The 23,572-nt window shown below is 36.3% G+C and carries 22 protein-coding genes and 1 tRNA gene; 15 read left to right on the top strand and 8 right to left on the bottom strand.

The annotated features are described in order from the left end of the window. The first annotated feature begins 173 nt into the window (after window positions 1-173). Both P1K33_RS06450 and capA read left to right on the top strand, forming a co-directional pair. Window positions 174-2,237, top strand: coding sequence for a S9 family peptidase (locus P1K33_RS06450; RefSeq protein ID WP_284652094.1), 2,064 nt, complete (start codon window positions 174-176; stop codon window positions 2,235-2,237). Between the two features lie 80 nt (window positions 2,238-2,317). Further along, window positions 2,318-3,358, top strand: a complete 1,041-nt coding sequence (gene capA / locus P1K33_RS06455; protein WP_284652095.1) for a cysteate synthase — start codon at window positions 2,318-2,320, stop codon at window positions 3,356-3,358. Window positions 3,359-3,410: 52 nt separating this feature from the next. Here the strand turns inward: capA and P1K33_RS06460 are convergent, their stop codons facing one another. The 5 genes from P1K33_RS06460 to fahA form a co-directional block, all read right to left on the bottom strand. Then, on the bottom strand, window positions 3,411-3,830 hold the full coding sequence (locus tag P1K33_RS06460) for a hypothetical protein (protein ID WP_284652096.1): 420 nt from the start codon (window positions 3,828-3,830) through the stop codon (window positions 3,411-3,413). Window positions 3,831-3,934: 104 nt separating this feature from the next. Then, window positions 3,935-4,648, bottom strand: a complete 714-nt coding sequence (locus P1K33_RS06465) for a YebC/PmpR family DNA-binding transcriptional regulator (RefSeq protein WP_284652097.1) — start codon at window positions 4,646-4,648, stop codon at window positions 3,935-3,937. A 110-nt stretch (window positions 4,649-4,758) separates the two neighbouring features. Beyond that, window positions 4,759-6,783, bottom strand: a complete 2,025-nt coding sequence (locus tag P1K33_RS06470; protein ID WP_284652098.1) for a S41 family peptidase — start codon at window positions 6,781-6,783, stop codon at window positions 4,759-4,761. Window positions 6,784-6,788: 5 nt separating this feature from the next. Beyond that, on the bottom strand, window positions 6,789-7,871 hold the full coding sequence (gene gcvT, locus P1K33_RS06475) for a glycine cleavage system aminomethyltransferase GcvT (protein WP_284652099.1): 1,083 nt from the start codon (window positions 7,869-7,871) through the stop codon (window positions 6,789-6,791). Between the two features lie 84 nt (window positions 7,872-7,955). After that, complete coding sequence (fahA, locus tag P1K33_RS06480) at window positions 7,956-9,239, bottom strand: fumarylacetoacetase (RefSeq protein ID WP_284652300.1); 1,284 nt, start codon at window positions 9,237-9,239, stop codon at window positions 7,956-7,958. A gap of 109 nt (window positions 9,240-9,348) precedes the next feature. Here fahA and glyA point away from each other — a divergent pair, with 109 nt between their 5' ends. Then, window positions 9,349-10,623 carry a serine hydroxymethyltransferase gene (gene glyA, locus P1K33_RS06485; RefSeq protein ID WP_284652100.1) on the top strand — a complete coding sequence of 425 codons (1,275 nt, stop codon included), beginning with the start codon at window positions 9,349-9,351 and terminating at the stop codon, window positions 10,621-10,623. Window positions 10,624-10,677: 54 nt separating this feature from the next. Here the strand turns inward: glyA and P1K33_RS06490 are convergent, their stop codons facing one another. Further along, the gene (locus P1K33_RS06490) at window positions 10,678-11,250 is read right to left on the bottom strand and encodes a pentapeptide repeat-containing protein (protein WP_284652101.1); all 573 of its coding nucleotides are present in this window, start codon (window positions 11,248-11,250) and stop codon (window positions 10,678-10,680) included. Between the two features lie 147 nt (window positions 11,251-11,397). On the opposite strand from P1K33_RS06490, the gene P1K33_RS06495 reads away from it, so the two are divergent. The 3 genes from P1K33_RS06495 (at window position 11,398) to P1K33_RS06505 (ending at window position 14,008) form a co-directional block, all read left to right on the top strand. Continuing rightward, the gene (locus P1K33_RS06495; protein WP_284652102.1) at window positions 11,398-12,438 is read left to right on the top strand and encodes a GMP reductase; all 1,041 of its coding nucleotides are present in this window, start codon (window positions 11,398-11,400) and stop codon (window positions 12,436-12,438) included. Window positions 12,439-12,443: 5 nt separating this feature from the next. After that, a complete protein-coding gene (locus tag P1K33_RS06500) occupies window positions 12,444-13,853 on the top strand; it encodes an MATE family efflux transporter (protein WP_284652103.1) in 1,410 nt (469 codons plus the stop codon). A gap of 81 nt (window positions 13,854-13,934) precedes the next feature. Continuing rightward, window positions 13,935-14,008, top strand: a tRNA-Arg gene (locus P1K33_RS06505). Window positions 14,009-14,141: 133 nt separating this feature from the next. Here P1K33_RS06505 and P1K33_RS06510 read toward each other — a convergent pair. Continuing rightward, window positions 14,142-14,375: a helix-turn-helix domain-containing protein gene (locus P1K33_RS06510; protein WP_284652104.1), complete on the bottom strand. Its 234-nt coding sequence runs from the start codon at window positions 14,373-14,375 to the stop codon at window positions 14,142-14,144. 98 nt (window positions 14,376-14,473) lie between these two features. Between P1K33_RS06510 and P1K33_RS06515 the strand changes: the two genes are divergently transcribed. From P1K33_RS06515 to P1K33_RS06555, 9 genes are all read left to right on the top strand, one after another. Next, a complete protein-coding gene (locus tag P1K33_RS06515) occupies window positions 14,474-14,827 on the top strand; it encodes a hypothetical protein (RefSeq protein ID WP_284652105.1) in 354 nt (117 codons plus the stop codon). Between the two features lie 6 nt (window positions 14,828-14,833). After that, window positions 14,834-15,445 (top strand): hypothetical protein, encoded by a 612-nt coding sequence (locus P1K33_RS06520; protein WP_284652106.1) that lies wholly within the window; start codon window positions 14,834-14,836, stop codon window positions 15,443-15,445. A gap of 158 nt (window positions 15,446-15,603) precedes the next feature. Continuing rightward, a complete protein-coding gene (locus tag P1K33_RS06525) occupies window positions 15,604-16,773 on the top strand; it encodes a site-specific integrase (RefSeq protein WP_284652107.1) in 1,170 nt (389 codons plus the stop codon). 3 nt (window positions 16,774-16,776) lie between these two features. Further along, complete coding sequence (locus tag P1K33_RS06530; RefSeq protein ID WP_284652108.1) at window positions 16,777-17,085, top strand: helix-turn-helix transcriptional regulator; 309 nt, start codon at window positions 16,777-16,779, stop codon at window positions 17,083-17,085. After that, window positions 17,078-18,034 carry a phage/plasmid replication domain-containing protein gene (locus P1K33_RS06535; RefSeq protein ID WP_284652109.1) on the top strand — a complete coding sequence of 319 codons (957 nt, stop codon included), beginning with the start codon at window positions 17,078-17,080 and terminating at the stop codon, window positions 18,032-18,034. The genes P1K33_RS06530 and P1K33_RS06535 overlap by 8 nt, the downstream gene beginning before the upstream one ends. 575 nt (window positions 18,035-18,609) lie before the next feature. Further along, on the top strand, window positions 18,610-18,840 hold the full coding sequence (locus P1K33_RS06540) for a DUF2188 domain-containing protein (RefSeq protein WP_284652110.1): 231 nt from the start codon (window positions 18,610-18,612) through the stop codon (window positions 18,838-18,840). 20 nt (window positions 18,841-18,860) lie between these two features. Next, a complete protein-coding gene (locus tag P1K33_RS06545; protein ID WP_284652111.1) occupies window positions 18,861-19,946 on the top strand; it encodes a nucleotidyltransferase-like protein in 1,086 nt (361 codons plus the stop codon). Between the two features lies 1 nt (window position 19,947). Then, window positions 19,948-20,868, top strand: a complete 921-nt coding sequence (gene cap12, locus P1K33_RS06550; RefSeq protein ID WP_284652113.1) for a CBASS system CD-NTase-associated NAD(+) hydrolase Cap12 — start codon at window positions 19,948-19,950, stop codon at window positions 20,866-20,868. Between the two features lie 306 nt (window positions 20,869-21,174). After that, the gene (locus P1K33_RS06555; RefSeq protein WP_284652114.1) at window positions 21,175-23,079 is read left to right on the top strand and encodes an ATP-dependent helicase; all 1,905 of its coding nucleotides are present in this window, start codon (window positions 21,175-21,177) and stop codon (window positions 23,077-23,079) included. 320 nt (window positions 23,080-23,399) lie between these two features. On the opposite strand, the gene P1K33_RS06560 is transcribed toward P1K33_RS06555, so the two are convergent. After that, entirely contained in the window at window positions 23,400-23,540 is a 141-nt protein-coding gene (locus P1K33_RS06560; protein WP_284652115.1) for an SsrA-binding protein, read from the bottom strand. Window positions 23,541-23,572 lie beyond the last annotated feature (32 nt).

Raw genomic sequence — 23,572 nt, forward strand, 5'->3', positions numbered from 1 at the left:
ATTTCTAGGTATTTGATATTAAGAGGAGAATGTCCGGTGGACATTCGGTCTTTATGAATGTTAGCATAACATAATCACGCTCAAATGTTAATTTCTAAGTGCATAACTTCCCGCAACATTAAAAACTTATGCCTGCATAATAGTTATTTTTGTAGTTGATAATAATTCAATCAATGCCCAAAACTTTACTATTACCACCAAAAGCCACTATTATTCCACATCCAATGGAAAAGCACGGTCATGTTCGTACTGATGATTACTATTGGCTAAACCAAAGAGAAAAGCCTGAAGTAATTGATTATCTCAATCAGGAAAACGAATACTACCAACAATCAACTGCGCATACTAAGGATTTTCAGACGGCTTTATTCGAAGAAATGAAGGCCAGAATCAAGGAAGACGATGAGTCTGTTCCTTATTTCTATAACGGTTACTACTATATCACACGTTTTGAAAAAGGCAAAGATTACCCGATTCATTCGCGTAAAAAAGGCAATTTGGAAGCGGCAGAAGAAATCATGTTTGACTGCAATGAAATGGCGAAAGGGTTTACCTATTTCAATTTGGCCGGATTGAGTGTGAGTGAAGATAACGTTTGGGCAAGCTTTGGTGTTGATACGGTTTCCAGAAGACAATATGTGATTCAGATTAAAAACCTGATTACCGGTGAAATACTTCCGGTGAAGATAGAAAATACTACCGGTGGTGCCACTTGGGCCAGTGACAATAAGACTTTGTTTTATTCCCGCAAAGACGAGCAAACCCTGCGTGCAGATAAGATATACAAACATAAAATAGGTACTGATTCAGCCAAAGACAAATTAGTGTTTTTCGAAAAAGATGAAACTTTTGATGTTTCGGTGTACAAATCGAAATCAAAGAAATACATCATCATCAATTCGAATAGCACTTTAACAACAGAATACAGAACGGTTTTATCGGCTACGCCGGATGCTAAGTTTACTGTTTTTCAAAAACGAACACGTGGTTTAGAATATTCGATGTCGCATTTTGGGGATCATTTTTACATTGTAACCAATAAAGACAAAGCGACCAACTTTAAGCTAATGAAAACGCCTGAAAACGCGACTTCAAAGGAAAATTGGGTTGATGTCATTCCGCATAGGGCAGCAGTGCTATTGGAAGATATTGATATTTTCAAAAATTATCTGGTCGTGACCGAACGCTTTAATGGGTTGAACCAAATCAGAATCATGCCATGGAGTGGGAAAGGAGAGTACTATCTGCCTTTTGACAGTGAAACGTATATGGCTTATACCACAACCAATCTCGATTTTGATACGGAAATCCTTCGCTATAGCTTTCAATCCTTGGCTGTGCCGTCATCGGTATTTGACTTTAACATGAAAACCAAAACCAAAACCCTGTTGAAAGAACACGAAGTTTTGGGTGGGAAATTTGATAAAAACAATTACACCGAAGAAAGAGTTTGGGCAACCGCCAAAGATGGCACCCAAGTCCCGATTTCGATGGTTTACCGCAAAGGAATCAGGAAAGACAGTAATAACCCAACGTTGTTGTATGCTTACGGTTCCTATGGCGTAACAATGGATTGCTATTTCTCTTCGGTGCGTTTGACATTGCTGGATAGAGGATTTATTTATGCCATTGCACACATTCGCGGTGGTGAAGATTTAGGCCGACAATGGTATGAAGACGGGAAGCTGTTGAAAAAGAAAAATACCTTCACCGATTTTATCGATTGTTCCCAATTTTTGATAGACAACAAGTATACATCAACACAACATTTGTATGCTGAAGGCGGTTCGGCAGGTGGACTTTTAATGGGTGCGATAGTAAACATGGCACCATCTTTGTACCATGGAGTCATTGCTCAGGTGCCGTTTGTGGATGTAGTGACGACGATGTTGGATGATACAATCCCTTTAACAACGGGAGAATACGACGAATGGGGCAACCCGAATGTGAAGAAATATTATAATTATATGCTTTCTTATTCGCCTTACGATAATGTAATTGCACAAGATTATCCGAATATGTATATATCGACCGGATTGCACGATTCTCAGGTACAATATTGGGAACCAGCAAAATGGGTAGCCAAATTAAGGGTTTTGAAAACTGATAATAATCAGCTATATTTGGATACCAACATGGACGCAGGTCATGGTGGCGCATCGGGAAGGTTTGAAGCCATTAAGGAAATCGCCAAAGAATACAGTTTTTTGTTAGATTTAGAAGGAATAAAAAGATAGTTTAAAATATTTTATTAAATTTGCAACGTTTAGAAGTCTGTAATTCGGGCTTCATAAATACGCCTTGACTAATTTATTTTATGAAAGAAGATATAAAAGCTCACGATAATGTGTTAAGTTTAATAGGGAATACTCCACTAATTAGACTTAATAAAATCACAGAATCTTTACCGGGAAATTTTTATGCTAAGGTTGAAGCCTTCAACCCTGGTCACTCCACCAAAGACAGAATTGCATTATATATTATTGAAGAGGCAGAAAGACAAGGAATCTTGACTCCGGGCGATACCATCATAGAAACAACTTCGGGTAACACCGGATTTAGTTTGGCCATGGTAAGCATCATCAAAGGTTACAACTGTATCCTGGCAGTAAGTTCTAAATCTTCTAAAGATAAAATTGACATGTTACGCAGTTTGGGTGCCAAAGTATATGTTTGCCCAGCACACGTTTCAGCTGATGACGAGCGTTCATACTATAACGTAGCCAAGCGTTTACACGAAGAAACAAAAGGTTCTATTTATATCAATCAATATTTTAACCAATTGAATATTGATGCGCATTACAAATCAACAGGTCCTGAAATTTGGGAACAAACCAACGGAAAAATTACCCATTTGATTGCGTGTAGCGGAACCGGAGGAACAATTTCCGGAGCGGCTAAATATTTAAAGGAACAAAATCCAAACATTAGAATTTTAGGGGTTGATGCTTTTGGATCGGTATTGAAAAAATACCACGAAACCAAAGAGTTTGATGCCGATGAAATTTATCCATACAGAATAGAAGGATTGGGGAAAAACTTAATCCCAACCGCTACCGACTTTGACGCTATCGACCATTTTATGAAAGTAACGGATGAGGAAAGTGCTCACACGACCCGTGAGATTGCCAAGAAAGAAGGATTGTTTGTAGGTTATACTTCAGGTGCAGTAATGCAAGCCATTAAGCAATATGCAGAGCAGGGTGAGTTTGATGAGAACAGTAATGTAATTGCTATTTTCCCTGACCACGGTTCTCGTTATATGAGCAAAGTATTCAGCGATGACTGGATGAACGAACAAGGTTTCTTTGACAGCGTGAATGCTGAGGAAGCCCAAAAAATTGAATTTATCAAGTAATCTGATTACTTTTAAGATATAAAAAACGCCAAGCATTGCTTGGCGTTTTTTATTAATGCATGGTCTTGTTTACTATGTTCTCGTCATATTTTGCCTTAAACCGCTTTAGATTCTCAATATCGATATCTCCTTTTAGGTCAATTACCTTTTCCTGAAGCAGCAACGCTATCAGGAAATCCCATTTTTGTTCGCGGAAGTTTTTGGATTGGATTGTGGTATTTTGTTGGGCAAAAACAATTTTCTTGCTGTCATCTACTTTACTTTCCGTTTTGTTGTTGTCAACGATGATATTGAACAATTCTTCTTTGGTGTTGAGTTTGTAAACATAAAACTCATTACCCATTGCCTTTTTAGCAAAGTTGAAAGCCGGTACATCGCCCTGATAAACAATATTGTCTTTTAGTTTGATTTCCTGTGCGGTGAGTGTTGTAGCTGTTAGAAGCAATGCCGCAATATAATTTAGATATTTCATGACTTTGTATTTTGATGATAACTAAGGTACAAAAAAATTACAATAAAAAACTCCGGGCATTGCCGGAGTTCTATATCTAAATTCTGCGTTCTGCAGTCTGAAATCTATTCCTGCATCGTATGATAGACGTTCATCACATCATCGTCTTCCTCAATTTTCTCCAATAGTTTTTCTACATCAGCCACTTGGTCTTCTGTCAGTTCTTTGGTAATCTGCGGAATTCTCTCAAAGCCGGAAGATAAGATTTCCAAACCACGGTTTTCCAATTCTTTTTGGATAGCGCCGAAGCTCTCAAATGGTGCATACATCAGGATGCCGTCTTCCTCATCGGCGAAGATTTCTTCCACACCAAAGTCGATCATTTCCAATTCTAATTCCTCTACATCCTGACCGGCTGCCGGAATACGGAAGTTACAGGTGTGATCAAACATGAATTCTACTGAACCCTGCGTTCCCAATGTTCCGTTGCATTTATTGAAATAACTTCTGATGTTGGCCACCGTTCTGTTGTTGTTATCGGTAGCGGTTTCAATCAGGATAGCGATGCCATGTGGTGCATAACCTTCGAATAAAACCTCTTTATAGTTGGCTGTATCTTTATCGGTTGCTTTTTTAATCGCACGTTCTACGTTGTCTTTTGGCATATTGGCCGCTTTGGCATTTTGCATTACTGCACGCAAACGGGAGTTGGCTTCCGGGTTTGGTCCGCCTTCTTTCACCGCCATTACGATGTCTTTTCCAATTCGGGTAAACGCTTTGGCCATCGCAGCCCAACGTTTCATTTTTCTTCCTTTTCTAAATTCAAATGCTCTTCCCATTTCTGATAGAATGTTTTGTTTTAATGATTGCAAAAATAAGGGTTTATTCGGTTATTGCAAATGATACAAACTACAAATTAATCGGGAGTAATTTATTTGACAGTCGGAAGTTATGGCGTAAGTTTTTTGACATCGCTTAAAACGTTGGCTGCTTCCAAAATATGGTAGTTTTGCCTGATGTCTTTAACTCTTTCTGTATTAAAACTTTTGAGGTAATCGTCAAATCTTTCGTTTTCCAAATCCACAGAATTTTGCTCAACGATGATGGCATGTTCTTTTTCGGAAGCCGCTTTGATGGCTGCCCACAGCTTGTTCATCTTATTCACATCATCAAAAACCATATTGAACTGCAATTGTACCGGTGGCAAATCGTTATCGTATAAAGGATTGATTTTATCATTCAATGCCTTAATGTCATTGGCTTCGCTGCTGAGTTCAATTCGTTTTTTACTCATCGCAATGACTTCGTCTTTTATAACATTATTCAGGCGATTGTATTTGACAATAACACTGATTTCGTCGTTGCGTAAAGCAGTTTCATTACTGTCTTCTTTTGGCATTTGTTTTTCAAACAATAACGGAATTTCAATGTCAGGAATGGTGCCGATGTATTGGTTGCTTTTTCCTGTGATGCGATAAAATTTTTCCAGCGTCAATTTCAAAAATTCATCATTTTTGCTGCTCAACGGAAATATTCGCTGCATCGAGGCTTTTCCTAAACTGCGGTTGCCAACCAATATCGCGCGATTGTAGTCCTGCATCGCATTGGCAAAAAACTCACTGGCAGAAGCCGAAAATCCATTAATCATCACGACCATCGGTCCGTCATAAATGGTACCGCGGTTCATGTCTCTCAGAATTTCCTTTTTATTGATGTTGTCATTCATAATGGCCAATGGACCGGCATCGATAAACAACCCCGAAAGCTTAATCGCTTCTTCCATCGAACCGCCGCCATTGTTTTCCACATCGATAATGATTCCGTCAATATGATCTTCTTGGAGTTTAAATACTTCTTTGGCCACATCATTGCTCGCGCTTGATTTTCCGTTTTCAAAAGTAGAGTAGAAGCTCGGAATCCTGATATAGCCAATGGTGGCATTAGCTGTTTTCAATTTAAAACTAAAGACATTGTTCTGGTAATCTTTCAGTATCATTTTTTTCAACTGAACGCTGTAAATCTCGCCACTTTTTTTTCTAAAGGTAAAATCGGCAGTTCGGTATTCATCTGAAGTAATGATTTCGTCAATTTTTTTCATCGAAGAACAGGCAATCTCATATTCATCATTTTTGTGTTTGACTTTTAATAGTTGGTCACCTTTGTCAATTTTCTCTGTAAAATAAGCCGAACTTCCGGGAATGATGTCATCCACGGTCATTTCGTCTTTTTCGGTCATTGAAACATAAAGCCCAAAAGTCAGGTTGTCTGAGCTAACGGTTGAATAAAAAGAAGATTTTTCACTTTCGGAGAAATATTCGGTATGCGGATCAAAATAGGAGCAAAAGACTGAAAAGAAAATGGCATTGAATTCTGTTCTGCTCAATTCGTAGCTTTGAATTTTGCACTCACTTCTGTCAAAGGCTTTGGCTTTGCTTTCTGCAGCTAATGTTTCAAAATGGGCCGTAAGTGAATCTTTATTGGTGCTCAGTTCTGCTACATCTCTTAGTATGTTGAAGAGCATTCTTTTTTTGTACAAATGCTTTAATTCCTTTTCATCTTTGACATAAGGAAATGCTTCTCTTGAGAATTGCACTTTTTCGGTACTGCTCAACGGAAAAGGCTCATTCTTTATCGTTTCAAGCAGCGTTTTGTATCGCGTTACGGTTTTGGAGTAAGCCGCATAAAAGTCATCCAGAAAGCTACAGTCTTTAGCAGCGATATAATCGTCAATCTTTAATTTGTGCTTTTCAAGAATTTTGATTTCCGGTTCGGTGAAGAGTCGGTTTTCCTCATCTAACCGACTGAGTAGTTTTTTAAAAACATAAACCGATAAACTGTCGTCTACCGGTTTTGGCTTATAATGGTTTTCCTGAATGAGCGTGTTGATTCTTGATAGTGTTTCGCAAGGATTTTTTTCAGTTTGCCCGAAAAGGAATAGCGGAAAAAGCCCTATGCTCAATAAGAATCGGTTCACATCAATTATTTTTTATAAAAGGGCAGCTTGGCCACTTTAGCTTTTACTTTATTGTTTCTGATTTGGATATAAATGTCACTGTCCACAGCTGAAAATTCAGTTTTCACATAACCCATTCCAATTCCTTTCCCCAAAGATGGTGCCATAGTTCCCGAAGTCACAATCCCGATGTTGTTTCCGTCAGCATCTACAATTTCGTAATCATGACGAGGAATGCCTCTTTCAATTAACTCGAAACCAACCAATTTGCGGGTAACGCCTGCTTCTTTTTGTTTCTTCAGGTTTTCTGAATTGGTAAAATCTTTGGTGAATTTGGTAATCCAACCCAAACCAGCTTCCAATGGAGAAGTCGTATCATTGATGTCATTTCCGTACAAACAGAATCCCATTTCAAGTCTTAAAGTATCACGAGCCGCCAATCCGATTGGTTTGATGCCAAAAGCCGCACCGGCTTCGAATACTTTGTTCCAAACCTGTTCTGCCACGTCGTTTTTGCAATAGATTTCAAATCCGCCTGAACCGGTATAACCTGTTGCAGAAATGATTACGTTGTCCACTCCGGCAAAAGGCCCAACTTCAAAATGGTAATATTTAATCGCCGATAAATCAATAGAAGTCAAGGATTGCATAGCTTCCACAGCTTTTGGTCCTTGAATCGCCAATAAGGAATAGTCTTCTGAAATGTTGCGCATGTCAACACCCAAGTCATTTTGAGCTGAAATCCAGTTCCAGTCTTTCTCAATGTTTGAAGCATTAACTACTAATAAATATTGGTCTTCTTTCATTCGGTAAACGATTAAATCATCTACGATTCCACCGTCATTATTAGGCAAGCAAGAATATTGTGCACGCCCGATTTCAAGAACCGAAGCGTCATTAGAAGTAACTTTTTGAATCAGTGCCAAGGCATTTTCGCCTGAAAGTAAAAATTCACCCATGTGTGATACATCAAAAACACCTACGCCATTTCTCACCGTTTCGTGTTCGGCATTCACGCCTTCATATTGTACCGGCATATTGTATCCGGCAAATGGCACCATTTTCGCTCCTAAACTTTCGTGAATATGTGTTAATGCTGTATTCTTCATTGTAAATTGTAAGTTGTGTTGTTGTTATTTTTGTTTGTTTGTTCTTTGTTATTCTGTCCCGATAATTATCGGGATGTCGAAGGATTATTTTCTAACGAATGGAGGTAAAAGTTTGGTTTCCACTTCACCAAAACCGATTCTCACTGAACTGTTTTGGCAATAGCCTTTCATAATTACCGTGTCATTGTCATTGATGAATTTACGTTCGCTGCCATCATTCATGATGATTGGATTTTTTCCGCCCCAAGTCAATTCGAGCATCGAACCAAAACTATCCGGTGTCGGACCAGAAATCGTTCCTGAACCCATCATATCTCCTGAATTGATGCGACAACCGTTAGAGGTGTGATGCGCCAATTGCTGTGACATTGACCAATACATATATTTAAAGTTGGATTTAGAAACCAGTTTAGGCTCTACATTTTCCGGTTCGATATAAACTTCTAAATTAATGTCGAAAGCATTCTTCCCTTTTTGTTGCAAATAGGGAAGCGGCATTGGTTCTTGGTTTGGCCCTTTGCATCTAAAAGGTTCCAAAGCATCCATCGTCACGATCCATGGTGAAATCGAAGAGGCAAAGTTTTTAGCCAAGAAAGGTCCAAGCGGCACATATTCCCATTTCTGGATATCACGCGCACTCCAGTCGTTTAGCAATACCATTCCGAAAATATAATCCTCTGCCTCAGCGATCGGGATATTTTCTCCCATGATGTTGGCATCAGTCGTAATAAAAGCGGTTTCCAATTCGAAATCGACTAAGCGTGACGGACCAAAAACAGGAGTGGTTTCTCCGTTTGGCAAAGTTTGTCCCATTGGTCGATGTATCGGAATTCCCGAAGGAATAATGGTAGAGCTTCTTCCGTGGTAACCCACCGGAATGTGTAGCCAGTTAGGTAACAAGGCATTTGCCGGATCGCGGAACATTTTACCTACATTGGTGGCGTGTTCTTTACTCGAATAAAAATCGGTGTAATCACCAATCAAAACCGGAAGCTGCATTTCGACATCTTCCATTTTGAAAATAACTATCTCCCTGTGTTCTGCGTTGTCTCTTAGTGTTGGATTATTGTGGTCAAAAATATCACCAATGCGGTTTCTTACCAAACGCCATGTCTTTTTTCCGTCAGAAATGAAATCGTTTAGCGTATCCTGCATAAACATATCGTCAGTCAATTCTATACCTTCAAAGTAATTTAGTTGTTGTAATGCGCCTAAATCGATAGCGTAATCACCAATTCTTGTTCCAATGGTAATAACGTCTTCTTTGGTTAAGAAAACACCAAAAGGAATATTCTGGATTGGGAAGTCGCTGTCTGTAGGGACATTAAGCCAGGATTTTCGACTGGGATTGTTTGTGGTTAATGGCATCATTGTGTTGATTTAGTTGTTGAAAATTTAGCAATCAAATATATCATTAACTATTAATTTAACAAACGATTTTTGTAATTTTGAACTCAATTTAACGAAATAATTTCAAATGCAACGCGACGAACAAATTTTTGACTTAATTCTTGAAGAACAAGAAAGACAAATTCACGGAATTGAACTAATTGCCTCTGAGAACTTTGTGAGTGATCAGGTGATGGAAGCTGCGGGTTCCGTATTAACAAATAAATATGCCGAAGGCTATCCGGGCAGAAGATATTATGGTGGCTGTGAAGTAGTGGATGTGATTGAACAAATCGCCATCGACAGAGCCAAGGCCTTATTCGGTGCCGATTATGTGAACGTGCAACCACATTCAGGTTCACAAGCCAATACAGCGGTTTTTGCTGCTTGTTTAAAACCAGGCGATAAAATCCTTGGTTTTGACTTGTCTCATGGTGGTCACTTAACCCACGGTTCTCCTGTAAACTTTTCAGGGAAATTATATTCTCCTGTATTCTATGGTGTAGAAAAGGAAACCGGTGTGTTGAACTATGATAAAATTCAGGAAATTGCGACCAAAGAGCAGCCTAAAATGATTATTGCAGGTGCTTCTGCTTATTCCCGCGATATGGATTTCAAACGTTTCAGGGAAATTGCAGACAGCGTTGGTGCTTTATTATTAGCAGATATTTCGCATCCTGCCGGTTTGATTGCCAAAGGATTGATGAATGATCCAATTCCACATTGTCATATAGTAACGACAACTACACACAAAACATTGCGCGGACCAAGAGGCGGAATCATCATGATGGGTAAAGATTTCGAAAACCCATGGGGATTGACTACGCCAAAAGGAGAAATCAGAATGATGTCTCACGTATTGGATATGTCGGTCTTCCCCGGAAATCAAGGCGGTCCATTGGAACATATCATTGCCGCGAAAGCAGTAGCGTTTGGCGAAGCTTTATCGGATGAGTTCTTTACTTATGCGATGCAGGTGCAAAAAAATGCTAAAGCCATGGCAGCAGCTTTCGTAAAAAGAGGTTATGACTTAATCTCAGGCGGTACGGACAATCACATGATGTTGATTGACTTAAGAAACAAAAATATTTCAGGTAAAGATGCCGAAATTGCTTTGGGCAAAGCCGAAATCACGGTAAATAAAAATATGGTGCCATTTGATGACAAATCACCGTTTGTTACTTCCGGAATCCGTGTGGGAACACCTGCCATTACTACTCGTGGTATGGTGGAAAGCGACATGGAAACGATTGTGGATTTAATCGACAGGGTTTTGACCAATTCTACTAATGACGAATTGTTAGCCGAAATAGGAGATGAAGTAAACGATATGATGAGCGAAAGAGCGATTTTCGTGTACTAATCACTTCAAATAATTATAAAATCAAACCTTCAGGAATTCGTTTCTGGAGGTTTTTTATTTTACCACAATATCATACTTCTCCAACAATCCTTTCAACCCATCAACTGAAAAAATCGCTTTCTTGATCTTATTCTTTTCCGGATCAAAAGTGTAATCGTAACTGGTAGAAAAATCGGCTTTGTTGGCAATCGTATCAATAAATACAGCTCTTCGAAGGTTGCAGTTGTCGAATAAGACTTCGGTTAAATCACTCGCCATAAAATCAACCGCAATCATACTGCAGTTGATGAACTGCATTTTCTTCATTTTCAGGGCGTAGAATTTGGCATAATCCAACAAACAATCCTTAAAGTGAAATTCAAAAATCACCTGGTCTGTCATCGCGAAGTTGACATTGGTAAAGTTACATTTGGTAAACCAAACGCCGCGCAGCGAAACATAATTGATTTTGGTATCTTTAAAATTGCAGTCAAAGAAATTACAATCGACAAAAGTGACCGTTTGAAACGTACAATCGGTGAAGTCGCAGAAATGAAAGGTACAGTTTTCATATTCTTTGAATTTGATGTCAGCGTCTAGAAAAAATTCATCTTTAAATTCCTTGTCTAGGATATAATCTGAATGCATATGTGATTTATTGGTGCGTAAAACTACTAAATAAAATCGCAATGGCTTACTAACAATTGTTGATAAATTTTAAGTGGCAAAAATGATTTTTTCAGATAAGCAAAGGCGGAAAAACGATACATTTGATTGTTATGAAAATATTGAATTATGAGAATTGAAACCGACTTAAAACTGGGCTTTAAAGATGTAATGATACGACCAAAACGCTCTACGCTAAACAGTAGGGCGCAAGTATCTTTAGAAAGGGAATTCAAATTTTTGCACAGCACCCACACCTGGACAGGCGTTCCGATTATGGCAGCCAATATGGATACTGTCGGGACTTTTGAAATGGCATTGGCATTGACCAAAGAGAAACTTTTCACTGCGATTCACAAGCATTATTCGTTGCAACAGTGGAATGATTTCATAAAAAATGCACCAAACGATATTGCCGATTATATCGCGGTCAGTACGGGAACCGGCAAAAGTGATTTCAAAAAGATAGACGAAATTTTCAGCCATAATCAACAACTGAAATTCCTATGTATTGATGTGGCCAATGGCTATTCGGAGCATTTTGTAGAGTTTCTGAGACAGGCGCGTAAAAAGTTCCCTGACAAGGTAATTATCGCCGGAAATGTCGTTACCGGAGAAATGGTAGAAGAATTATTACTCGAAGGCGCCGATATTGTCAAAGTTGGCATTGGTCCTGGTTCGGTTTGTACGACCAGAGTCAAAACCGGCGTGGGTTATCCGCAGTTGTCGGCGATTATTGAATGTGCCGATGCGGCTCACGGTTTGGGCGGACACATCATCAGCGATGGCGGTTGTGCAACTCCCGGCGATGTAGCCAAAGCTTTTGGCGCCGGTTCCGATTTTGTCATGTTAGGCGGCATGTTGGCCGGACATACAGAAAGCGGCGGAAAGTTAATTGAAGTCAATGGTGAACAATTCAAACAGTTCTATGGCATGAGTTCGGAAACTGCCATGAAAAAGCACGTTGGAGGAGTAGCCGAATACCGGGCCAGCGAAGGTAAAACCGTTCAGGTGCCGTTTAAAGGCGATGTGATTAACACGCTGCAGGACATACTTGGCGGTATCAGAAGTACCTGTACTTATGTTGGTGCCTCAAAACTAAAGGAATTGACCAAACGCACCACATTTATCAGGGTTTTAGAACAGGAAAACACCGTTTTCAGCAAATAGAAATTATGTCTAAAAATAAAATCAGCAGAATATTTCAGTTAATAAAGCAATCGCTAAAAGGCGAGGAGCACGATTATACACAGGGCAATGTCAAAGTGGCAATATTGTTGCTTGCGATCCCGATGATTTTGGAACTGAGCCTCGAATCGGTTTTTGCAGTCGTTGATATTTATTTTGTTGGGCATTTGCCCAATGCCGATGTTGCAGTAGCAACCGTTGGTCTGACAGAAGCGGTAATTTCTTTGGTTTATACCTTGGGAATTGGTCTGAGTGTCGGCGCAACCGCTATTGTTGCCCGAAGAGTTGGTGAAAAAGATTTTACTGAAGCTTCCAAATCGGGGGCGCAGGCCATTATGGTTTCTGTGGCTGTGGCCATTTTAGTGGCATTTGCCGGCGTTTATTTTGCTTCGGATATTTTATCCTTAATGGGTGCCCAGCCCGAAGTAATCAAAGAAGGAACTTCATTTGCCCAAATCATTTTTGCCAGCAGTCCGGCGATTATTTTGCTGTTTTTGATTAACGGGATATTCCGCGGTGCTGGTGATGCTGCAATGGCGATGCGAAGTCTTTGGCTGGCCAGTATTATCAATATCATTTTATGTCCGATTTTGATTTACGGTTACGGACCATTTCCTGAATATGGTTTGGTTGGTGCTGCGATTGCTACAGCCATCGGAAGAACGACCGGTGTATTGTACCAGTGCTATCATTTGTTTGTCAAAAACAGAACCATCAAAATATACAAGACGTATTTCAAACCCAATTTTGAGATTATAAAATCCTTACTGAGTATTTCCACACCGGCAATGCTGCAGTTTTTTATCCAAAGCGGTAGTTGGATTATCCTGACTTATATTGTTTCCATCACCGGAAGTACTGATGCAAGCGCCGGTTATCAGATTGCCATCAGGAATGTGGTGTTCTTTATCCTGCCGGCTTGGGGATTGAGTAATGCGGCAGCCACATTGGTTGGACAGAATCTTGGTGCCAAGCAACCTGAACGCGCACAACAAAGCGTTTTGCTTACGACGAAATACAATATCATTTTCATGAGTTTGGTGACTTTATTGTTTGTCTGTTTCTCCGAATTCATCATTAGTTTTTATACCGCTGATAAAATCATTTTGGCTTATGGTAGTCAGGCGCTCAGAATAATTGGCTTTGGCTATATTTTTTACGGAATCGGAATGGTAATGATACAAGCGTTGAATGGTGCCGGTGATACCAAAACACCAACATGGATCAACATTTTTTGTTTTTGGATGATACAAATTCCCTTAGCCTGGTTCTTAGCCGTTTATTTGGATTTTGGTCCAATAGGCGCGTTTGTAGCGATTCCGTCCGCGGAAACGGTATTGGCAGTCCTGGCATTTTATTTTTTCAAAAAAGGGAAGTGGAAGACAGTGCAGGTTTAAGTATTGCTCGATTTTTTTAAGTTTTAAATTAAATTTGATTTGCAAGTTTATCAAATATAACTATATTTGCACCCACAAAAAGGCCTCGTGGCGCAACTGAATAGCGCATCTGATTACGGCTCAGAAGGTTACTGGTTTGAATCCAGTCGAGGTCACGAAAATAAAGAATGAAAATTTCTTAAACCGTCTAGAAACCCGCTATTAGCGGGTTTTTTGTTGGACAATAATGGACTTTATTAGACAATAATAGACTGTTTTATTCTCCCTATAGTTTCCCTTCTGTAAAATTTATAAATCTTTGAAGAATTCTTCTAGGGAAATTTTATGAATATCCAAAACCTTGATTAAAGTCCTTAGCGTTATATTTTGTCCTGATTCTATACGCCAATACTGAACTCTATTTAATTCGTTTTCAAATGCAAATGTTTCGTAGCTTGTATAACCTCTTGATATTCGGAGTTCTTTAAGCTTTTGAGATATTTCTTTGATTTTTAATTCGATATTATTGTCTAAACTTTCCATAGACCGGAAAATTGTAAATAATACCGCTTAAAATTTACCGCTTATATTATACAATTTATTATTTTCGCTTAAGCTAAGATTGTAAATTTATTCTTGTTATGGAAACGGAAGTTACGTTCGAATGGAAAGCACTGCTTTTTATCTTTGTAGTTCTTTTGATTTTGAGTTTTATTATACTCTTACTCGTTGTACCAGTTAAAATGGCTAATAGACGTGGAAGAAGTGCTTTTGTATGGTTTTTGGTTTCGCTTTTGATTTCTCCTTTTCTGTCAATGTTATTTTTGTATCTGTTGGGAGAAACTGACGAGAAAAAAAGAGAACTTGTAATTGAAGATGAAAGATTAAGAAATCAATATAGAAATCCTGTAACTACTAATTCCGAAAGTAATTTTGAAATTTGGTTAAAAGAGAATCCGGGAAAAACGATTAACGATTATTACCGAAACAAATAATTTTAGATGGAAATTAAAATTGTAAAAGTGATTTGTATTGCTTTATTATCTGTATGCTGTAATGCCCAGACGGATAAAAAAAAGGTTGGAGATAAAATATATGGCGATTTTAACGGCGATGGAAAGTTTGAATATGCTTTTAGTGTGCTAACTAAAAAAGGTAAAGGTAATCCGGTTGAAGATGGAGTTCCCGATGGATATCAAATACAATTTAGTGATAAAAAAATTAAATCTATAAAAGTAGATTGTTGTTCGTTTAGATTAATAAATGAAGGGGATTTGAATAAGAATGGCTCTGATGAAATTTCTATCGTTCAAGCCCCAATGAATGGATGTAGCGGACTTGTAAGTACATTTACAATTAAAAATGATAAAAGCTATTATTTGTTTGAACCGTTTTCGATATTTATCTGCGCTGAACTTAGCGATGAAGAAATACAAAAATTAGTTTTTATTGAAAAGGACTATGTCTATTATTTAGAAGCTGATCCAAATGATGAAAATCTATTGAATGAAAGTGGAGAAAAAATTCGATTTGAACGATTGAGAAAAATTAAAACGAATGTGAAAGCTATTTCTAAAAATGCTCAAGATGCTTTAGATAGTATTAAGCACTAAACGAAAAATCCTCTTGTAATTAAAGCGACTGTAACTAGGTCGCTTTTTTCATGCCTAAATCCGATATGTTAAAGAAACGTTAAATGTGCGTTTTTGCCTGACGAAAAAATAACCATCCTGCTATTACTATAAAATAACACTAATATAAATTTAATTCTATGAGAAATTCATTTTCAGTAAAAACCGTTTTGAGAAAAGATAAGTGTAAAGCCGATGATGTAAATAAACATCCGCTCTATTATCAGATAATCTTTCGAAAGGGAAAAACTCAATTGCCCTCCGGTAAATATGTTCATATAAATCATTGGGATTTGAAAAAACGATGCGTCAAAGATGCTTTGCTAAAAAATATCCTGATTAAAGAAGAAAACCGGATATACAATGTCCTTTTGGAAATGGATAACAACGGAGAAGAATTTACAAAGGATTCCGTGAAGAACCGTATAAAAGGTATTGTTGATGAAAAAATAAATCCTGATTTCTACTATCACTTTGATAATTTTTTTAAACTGAAATTTGGAATAGAAGAATTGAGCGAAGGAACGAAATATCATTACGAGCTTTTTAGAAAACAATTGAGTGAATATAAACCTAAAATATCCTTGAATGAAATTAACTCTAAATTCATTGACGATTTTGTTTACTATTTGAAAGTTGATAAAAAAGTTGGGAATAGTGGTATCAATACAAGGCTTAAATGTTTTTCTGCGGTACTCAATAAATTTGTTATTGATAAGATTGTCTCCGAAAATCCTTGTAAGCATGTCAAAAGACCTAAAGAAAATAAACGAATTGTTTTTCTTAACCCAGACGAACTAAAAAGAGTTGTCGATGCTGACTTAAAATTGGGTAATCTAACCAAAGGATTAGAACTTACCCGAAAACTATTCTTGTTTAGCTGTTACACTGGGCTTAGATTTTCCGATGTAATGAACTTAAAGAAAGAGAATATCATTGAAAATAAGAAACTCGTTGTTAAAATGATTAAAACAAAAGATACCGTAGAAGTTTACCTAAATAGCTACTCACTTAAGATTCTTGGAAGTGCTGATCTGAAATCGAAGAAAAGTACCGAATTCGTTTTTAAAAAAAGAGAAAATGTTTCTGTAAACCGTGATTTAAAAATTATTGGAAAATTGGCTAAAGTTAATAAGTCGATTTCCTTTCATGCGGCAAGGCATACGTTCGGTTCGATTCTAGCCTTGAATAATACGCCAACTCAAATTATAATGAGTAGTATGGGACATCGAGATATAAGAGTTACCCAAATATATATGAACTCCGACGAAGCTACTACTTCAAAAATAATGAAATCGATAAAATTTTAGAATATGGAAAAAAAGTATGTTTTGAATCAGAAACTTGTAAAGAGAAAATTGCTTGAATTGGCTAGAACCAAAAAAGAATTATTGTTTGAAAGAACTAAAGATAGTATCGCTATAAGAAAAGCGTTGATGCCTAGATTAGACTCTGATATTTTGAATCTGAAAACGATAAAAGAAGAATACGGCTATTGTTCAAAGACGATTTATCGGTATAGAGCCAAAGGTTTGAAGTTTGTAAAAAACTCGTCCAGAGGTTTTGTTTTTGTAATACGTAAAGACTTAGAAGATTACATTAAAAAGAATATGTATGATTGATAGAATTAAAATTATGGCTAACGATTTTAGTCCTGAGTTTCTACTAAACAATTATCATTGGAGAGAAACTCCGATTGAAAATGAGCCTTTTAAATTAGGACAAATATCTTATTTAGTAAATAAATCGAGATTGTTTAGATTGAGAATGTTGCTAACTGAAAATCTTAAAACCGGGAAATATTCTTTGTCTATTGATGGAAGTATTAGAAAATGGTATTTTGGTAAAAACTCTCGAAGTGATTTGACCTTCACTGAGTTTTATGATTGTATAGAAGTACTTGGTAGAAAACTAGGCTTAAAGAAAAACGAAATCTGGAAAGTGTTTAAGGTTACTCAGTTGGAAATTGGTGTAACACTTATGTTAAAGGCTTTATCTAATGACGTTTTAGACTGTTTTGTTAGATGCCGAAATGCTAAAATAGATAGAAGGTATGAAACTACACTCAACTTTAATTTTGGAAATTATAGCCTGAAGATGTATGATAAATTTATTGAAATGAATCAGAATAAGATATGGTCGAAAAAAATGAAAGTCGTACTAGACAAATACCTAATGTTAAGATTTGAAATTAACGTAGATAAAATGTCCGGTACAACTTTGCGACGAAAATTCGATACGCTTGAACTAATTAAAACTGATTGGAATAAGTTACCTCAGATGCTACATGATTACGTTGATAAAATCGAGTTTGTGGATTTACTATCGCAAGAGCGAAAATTAGAAAGAGCCACCGGAATTGATTTTTATAATAGCTTATGTTATTCAGAAATGAAATCTCGTGGAATACATAAGACAATAATGGACTTTAATGAAACGGTTGTCTCGAATAATAAGTCTAAAGAATTCCGAAAATTAATGAGTATATATAAATCGAATATTACCAGCGAACGAGATTATAAAGGCGAAATTATGCTTGGATTAACAAAGAAGACTGCTAGACTTATATAATAAGAGTAATATACGGTATATATGAAACTAATAAATCTTAGTAAATAATGTAAGCCAAATAAATAAACCGAACTACTTATTGAGCCAAAGGAAACTTATAAAGCGGTCTAAGTAGTACAAAGGAAACTAAATTAAAGCGCCGGATTTGTCCTTCTACGCCCGGATATGTCGTTTACACTTGATTTTAAGAAATAATATAAAGAATTGATATAGAATTGTGGGCGTTTTGTGACAAGTGTTTAAAAAATGGGTTATATGACTGCCAAATATGTAACTTGACGATTAAATTTTTCTGCCATATAGGAAAAAACGGTTAAAAACTATGACAACATGACATTTTGTGAACCTTGGTATAATCCTTGTTAATTTTTTCCTAATAAAAAAGTCCTAACCTCTGACCGATAGGACTTTTGTAAAAATAGAAATCAAGGATAGTTCGTTAGAAAAGGAAAACTATCCTCTTTTTGTAGGCGCAAAAATACTCTTTTATTTTACTTCTGCAAATCTTGTTATTCTTTCCTTTCTCCGGTTATTGTTAGCACCGGTTAACGCTGATATTATTTAAAATTAAAAAAATGGAAAATTTTCATTTAGTCCATGAGGACGGCAAGTACAAGTTAAAAAGAGAGGATGCCGAAAGAGCGTCTAAAGTGTTTGATTCCAATAAAGCGGATGCTATCAAGGAATCGAAAGAGTTTATTGTTAATCAAGGCGGAGGTTCTTTGAAAATCCATAAAAATGATGGTGGATTTCAAGAGGAACGAACTTACCCGAAATCGATTGACCCGAAAAAAAGTAAAGGATAATTAATTTAATGTAAAAGTGTATGCCAAAAAATTACGCAAGTTTAGTAGAAAATGTAAAAAGAAGAAGTAACCCGGATTTACTTAATGAATCGCTTCTTTTTAGCAAGTCATTTAGTGATGAATTAAGAGGAATAACTGATTCCGGTTCAAAACTTTTGGAATATATAAAAAGGTCTATGCAAGGTGTTGAACCTCGCTATACTGAGAGGACTTTTGAAGCTGGGGATAAAATAAAGGAACAACTTCGAAAGAATAATCCTGGTTTGGATTATAAATACCAAGGCTCTGTTATGTGTAATACTCATATAAAAGGTCATAGTGATATTGATTTGGTTCAAATAACTAATTCTTTTTATTCACATGAAAGTATAACTAAATTTAACGAAAAATATAGTTCCGGTTATTATCTGACTTTGCCTCAAAAACAAAATTTATTGGAGGTTATTAACGGAACACCTTATCAAGGTGATACTAATGCTGACTTGAAAAAGATTCGTACTGATGCTGAAACTGTTTTGGTTAGTACGTATAAAAATGTAGATACTTCAAAACCAAAATCTATCGAAGTTAATCCTACTAATCCCGATAGAGTTGTTGATGTTGTTACGGCTTCTTGGTATGTAAATGTTAATTCCGCAATGAATGATGACGCTGATTTGAAAGGAATTCAAGTTTATGATAAAGCGAAAAATACTAGGTTGCCGGTTGACTTTCCTTTTTTAAAAATACGTTTATTGAATGAAAAAGATAAATCTGTAAATGGACGTTTGAAGAAAATGATACGTTTTGTAAAAACTCTTAAAGCTGATTCGGAATACGACTTAAAGCAATTATCTAGCTTTGATATTAGTTCTGTATGCTATAACATTAACGCTCTTGATTATTATGATAAATCCTACTATGAATTAGTTTTTGTTTTATATAGCGAACTTAAGAAAATTATTGAAAACGAAACCTATAGAAATAGTATAATGTCTATTGACGGTTCCGAGCCGGTTTTTAGAGGAAAAGATGAAAAAGTGCGTTTGTTGGGATTAATATTTACAGAAATTGCATCGCTTTATCAAGACTTGCTATCTAGAACTTCTAATGTGAAATTTTTATAACATGAAGAAGAAAGTTTTTATTGGTAGTTCCTCTGAAGAATTAGGAACCGCAAAAATTGTAAAAGCGATTTTGGATAAGGATTTTGATGTAGTTATTTGGAATGAAAATTTATGGGATAAATCTGTTTTCAAATTGAATAATAATTTTTTGAGCGATTTGTTAAAAGCTCCGCTGAAGTTTGATTTTGGAGTCTTAATTGGAACTCCAGATGATAAAGTTGTTGTTCGCGGTAAAACTCATCTTCAAGCTAGAGATAATATTTTATTTGAATTAGGACTTTTTATTGGGAGGCTTGGTTTACAAAAGAGTTGCTTTTTAGTTGATGAAAAAGTAAAAAAAGTGAGTGACCTCGAAGGCATTTTTCTTTCGAGATTTAATTCAAGTAACTTAGTCGAAAAGGTTGAAGAAATTAAAAATCACTTCTTACTTATTGAACCTGATGATTTTAATTTCTTCCCATCAAACACTCTGGCTTATGGTTATTTTGAGAATTTTATAAAAGCGATATGCTCAAAAATAGTTAGCGAGGGTAACTTAGAAATTGATGGGGTAAAATATTCGAATTGTACTTTTGAAATTATGATTCCAAGTAAAATCGATGATGATATAAATCTACAATTTGATGCGATAAAAAATAAGGTTGGTGTGAAAGAAACAGTAATTAAATGTTCTGGAAGAGATAGGAAGTTTCAAGTAAATGTTGAGAGACTTAATTCAGGAGAAATAAAAATACTTGACTTCCCATCAACTTTAACCGGTATAAATTATGCTATCAGAGAATTACTTCCTGATGAGTATAAAAAAAATGGGGATGAGTATAAAAATATTCTTAGCCGTGAATTGGATAAGTTCGTACATACTTTAGAAAATCTTATAGAGAGAAATTCTTTTGATGATTTTGTAAAGATTGTAAGGCGATAATTTCCCCTATAATTCCCCTTTACAAAAGCTGATTTTTGTTAACCCCTATAAATAAAGGGAAAATTAAATAAAGTTGGGACTCAGTCGAGGTCACACTTTTTTAAAAGCATAACTTATTGATTTTCAATTCGTTATGCTTTTTTATTTGAAGTAAAGCTTTAATCGCTTTATTATTTTTGAAATTTTAGTTTGCTGAAATACAGCAAGTTAAATATAATTTTGCAAGGTCACTAAAATATTCATTAGTTTTGATTTACAAACAATCACTGTCGTGCCCCCAACAGTTAATAAATAACTCACACAATTATGGCTTGGAATGATGGACTACAAGGACAAGGATTAGAAATTGCATCTTCTGATGAAGGCAGAATCAGAGTGATTGCTGGTCCTGGCTCAGGAAAAACATTTACTTTGATGAGAAGAATTGCTCGCTTGCTTGAAAGCGGAATAGATCCAAAAAAAATACTATTGGTAACGTTTACTCGAACAGCTGCACATGATTTAAAAAAGGAATTAATGAAACTTGGGGTTCCGGGTGTACAAGAAATAAAAGCTGGAACACTTCACTCATTTTGCTATGGTTTATTGCTAAGAGAATCCGTTTTACAAATTACAGGAAGAAATCCAAGGCCTCTTTTCAAATTTGAATTAGAATTTGCTAAGGCAGATCTTCAAAAAAAAGCAAATCTTGGAAAAAAGGCAATATCAAAAAAGATTAAAGCATTTGAATCTGCTTGGGCAAGGCTACAGTCAGACGAACCAGGTTGGCCTCAGGAGGATGAAGATAAAATGTTTCAACAAGTTTTGATTAATTATTTACGTTTCCATAAATCCATGCTAATTGGCGAAGTAATTCCGGAAGCTTTAAAATATCTTAGAAATAATCCACAAGCTGATGAAAGGAAAGAATTCAAGCATGTTTTTGTTGATGAATTTCAAGACCTAAATAAAGCTGAACAAGAGTTAATCAGTATACTTGCTGAAAAAGGTGATTATATGATAATTGGAGATGAAGACCAGTCAATTTATGAAATCTTTAGAAACTCACATCCTGAAGGAATACGTACATTCCATCTTTCACATGAGAATACCAAAGACTTTCCGTTAACTGTTTGCAGAAGATGTCCAACGGATATAGTTAAAGCGGCTGACTCACTTATTCAAAACAATTTAAATAGAGATAAGCGTAATCTCGTCCCAAGAGAAGAAAATCCGAAAGGCAATATTCACTCAATACAGTGGCCAACTTTGAGCGATGAAAGAGAAGGAATAGTTCAATTTATAACTAAAAGAATTAAGGACGGTGTAAGCCCTGGAGATATATTACTTATGTGTCCAAGAAGAGAAATAGGCTATGAATTAAGAGACCGATTAATAGAGAATGGAATTGAAGCTCATAGTTTCTTTACAGAGGAAATGTTCGAAAGTATGAATGCTCAGAAATCAATGACTCTATTAAATTTATTGATTAACAATTATGACAGAGTTGCGTTGCGATGCTGGCTTGGTTTTGATAGCACCACTTTTAATGCTAGTGGATATAGCAATCTTGTTGAACTTTCTATTGAAAGCAAAAAAGAGCCTTTCGATGTGCTTAAAGATGTTGTTGAGGGTAAGGCATCATTCAAATACTCTAGTCATTCAATTGAAAAATTTAATGAATTGCAGCAATTACTTGATGAATTTAGTAAATATGGAGTATCCGAAGTCATTGAGAAACTATTCTCTAAAGATGAGGATTGGGCTCTTCAGTTTAATGAAATGCTTGTAGAATTAAACGATGAAAATCATAAAATAAAAGATATTCAAAAAACAATTCTTAATAGTGCAATAAATCCAGAAATGCCCCTCGATGTTGACTATGTACGTATAATGAGTATTCATAAGTCAAAAGGTCTTACTTCTGAAATTAGCATCATTTGTAGTGCTATAGAAGGTCTTTTGCCACAAATTGATCCTGATCTAGAAGGCGAGGAAGCTATTCGTCATTTAGAAGAACAAAGAAGATTGTTCTTTGTTGGCATAACAAGACCTAAACAAGAGCTTGTTGTTTCAACAGTTAGCAGGATTCCAAAATCATTGGCGTACACAATGGGAGTAAAAGTACCATTTACACAAAGCCAAGAAACAAAAGCAATTGCGTCTTCTTTTTTAACGCAACTAGGTGAAACTTTTCCAAATCCCATCTCGTCAAATGATTGGGATTATTGAATAATAGAAGGTCACAAATTAAAATTACAACTAATAAAAAATCAATATTTTAACTAAAATTTTACTGTCACAAAAATGACACGTAAATTAATAACTAACTGTCAATCAGATGTGTTTTAAGTCCGAATTAGTCCAGTCGAGGTCACGAATGAATTCATTCAAACAGGAAAAATGACAAGTTTACTTGATCATTTTTTTTGTTTTAAGGGATTCTCAAAGCGGGGCTTTGAAGGATTTTCAATCCCGTCGAGGTCGCCGAAAAAAGAAAAGGCTACATGAAAATGTAGCCTTTTTTGTTTTTATGAAATGCTGAAATTGGATTAGTCCAGCGCTTTGGTCGTCACATAATAACGCCAGGCAATAATCGCCATTTGCCATTTTTTGGCTTTAGCCAGATCCAGGCCGCGCTTGGTAAAGCTGGGCAATAGTAGTTTATTGATTTTGGCTAGTAGTTTAAACATGTTAATTTGTTTTACTTCGTCAGTTCGGTCAT

The organism is Flavobacterium terrisoli, from assembly GCF_030167905.1.
Classification (GTDB): Bacteria; Bacteroidota; Bacteroidia; order Flavobacteriales; family Flavobacteriaceae; genus Flavobacterium; species Flavobacterium terrisoli.

Bases quoted from the DNA above. Each gene is read 5' to 3' on its own strand.
- P1K33_RS06450 (WP_284652094.1), top strand. From the start codon at position 174: ATGCCCAAAACTTTACTATTACCACCAAAAGCCACTATTATTCCACAT.
- capA (WP_284652095.1), top strand. From the start codon at position 2,318: ATGAAAGAAGATATAAAAGCTCACGATAATGTGTTAAGTTTAATAGGG.
- P1K33_RS06460 (WP_284652096.1), bottom strand. From the start codon at position 3,830: ATGAAATATCTAAATTATATTGCGGCATTGCTTCTAACAGCTACAACA.
- P1K33_RS06465 (WP_284652097.1), bottom strand. From the start codon at position 4,648: ATGGGAAGAGCATTTGAATTTAGAAAAGGAAGAAAAATGAAACGTTGG.
- gcvT (WP_284652099.1), bottom strand. From the start codon at position 7,871: ATGAAGAATACAGCATTAACACATATTCACGAAAGTTTAGGAGCGAAA.
- fahA (WP_284652300.1), bottom strand. From the start codon at position 9,239: ATGCCATTAACCACAAACAATCCCAGTCGAAAATCCTGGCTTAATGTC.
- glyA (WP_284652100.1), top strand. From the start codon at position 9,349: ATGCAACGCGACGAACAAATTTTTGACTTAATTCTTGAAGAACAAGAA.
- P1K33_RS06490 (WP_284652101.1), bottom strand. From the start codon at position 11,250: ATGCATTCAGATTATATCCTAGACAAGGAATTTAAAGATGAATTTTTT.
- P1K33_RS06495 (WP_284652102.1), top strand. From the start codon at position 11,398: ATGAGAATTGAAACCGACTTAAAACTGGGCTTTAAAGATGTAATGATA.
- P1K33_RS06500 (WP_284652103.1), top strand. From the start codon at position 12,444: ATGTCTAAAAATAAAATCAGCAGAATATTTCAGTTAATAAAGCAATCG.
- P1K33_RS06510 (WP_284652104.1), bottom strand. From the start codon at position 14,375: ATGGAAAGTTTAGACAATAATATCGAATTAAAAATCAAAGAAATATCT.
- P1K33_RS06515 (WP_284652105.1), top strand. From the start codon at position 14,474: ATGGAAACGGAAGTTACGTTCGAATGGAAAGCACTGCTTTTTATCTTT.
- P1K33_RS06520 (WP_284652106.1), top strand. From the start codon at position 14,834: ATGGAAATTAAAATTGTAAAAGTGATTTGTATTGCTTTATTATCTGTA.
- P1K33_RS06525 (WP_284652107.1), top strand. From the start codon at position 15,604: ATGAGAAATTCATTTTCAGTAAAAACCGTTTTGAGAAAAGATAAGTGT.
- P1K33_RS06530 (WP_284652108.1), top strand. From the start codon at position 16,777: ATGGAAAAAAAGTATGTTTTGAATCAGAAACTTGTAAAGAGAAAATTG.
- P1K33_RS06535 (WP_284652109.1), top strand. From the start codon at position 17,078: ATGATTGATAGAATTAAAATTATGGCTAACGATTTTAGTCCTGAGTTT.
- P1K33_RS06540 (WP_284652110.1), top strand. From the start codon at position 18,610: ATGGAAAATTTTCATTTAGTCCATGAGGACGGCAAGTACAAGTTAAAA.
- P1K33_RS06545 (WP_284652111.1), top strand. From the start codon at position 18,861: ATGCCAAAAAATTACGCAAGTTTAGTAGAAAATGTAAAAAGAAGAAGT.
- cap12 (WP_284652113.1), top strand. From the start codon at position 19,948: ATGAAGAAGAAAGTTTTTATTGGTAGTTCCTCTGAAGAATTAGGAACC.
- P1K33_RS06555 (WP_284652114.1), top strand. From the start codon at position 21,175: ATGGCTTGGAATGATGGACTACAAGGACAAGGATTAGAAATTGCATCT.
- P1K33_RS06560 (WP_284652115.1), bottom strand. From the start codon at position 23,540: ATGTTTAAACTACTAGCCAAAATCAATAAACTACTATTGCCCAGCTTT.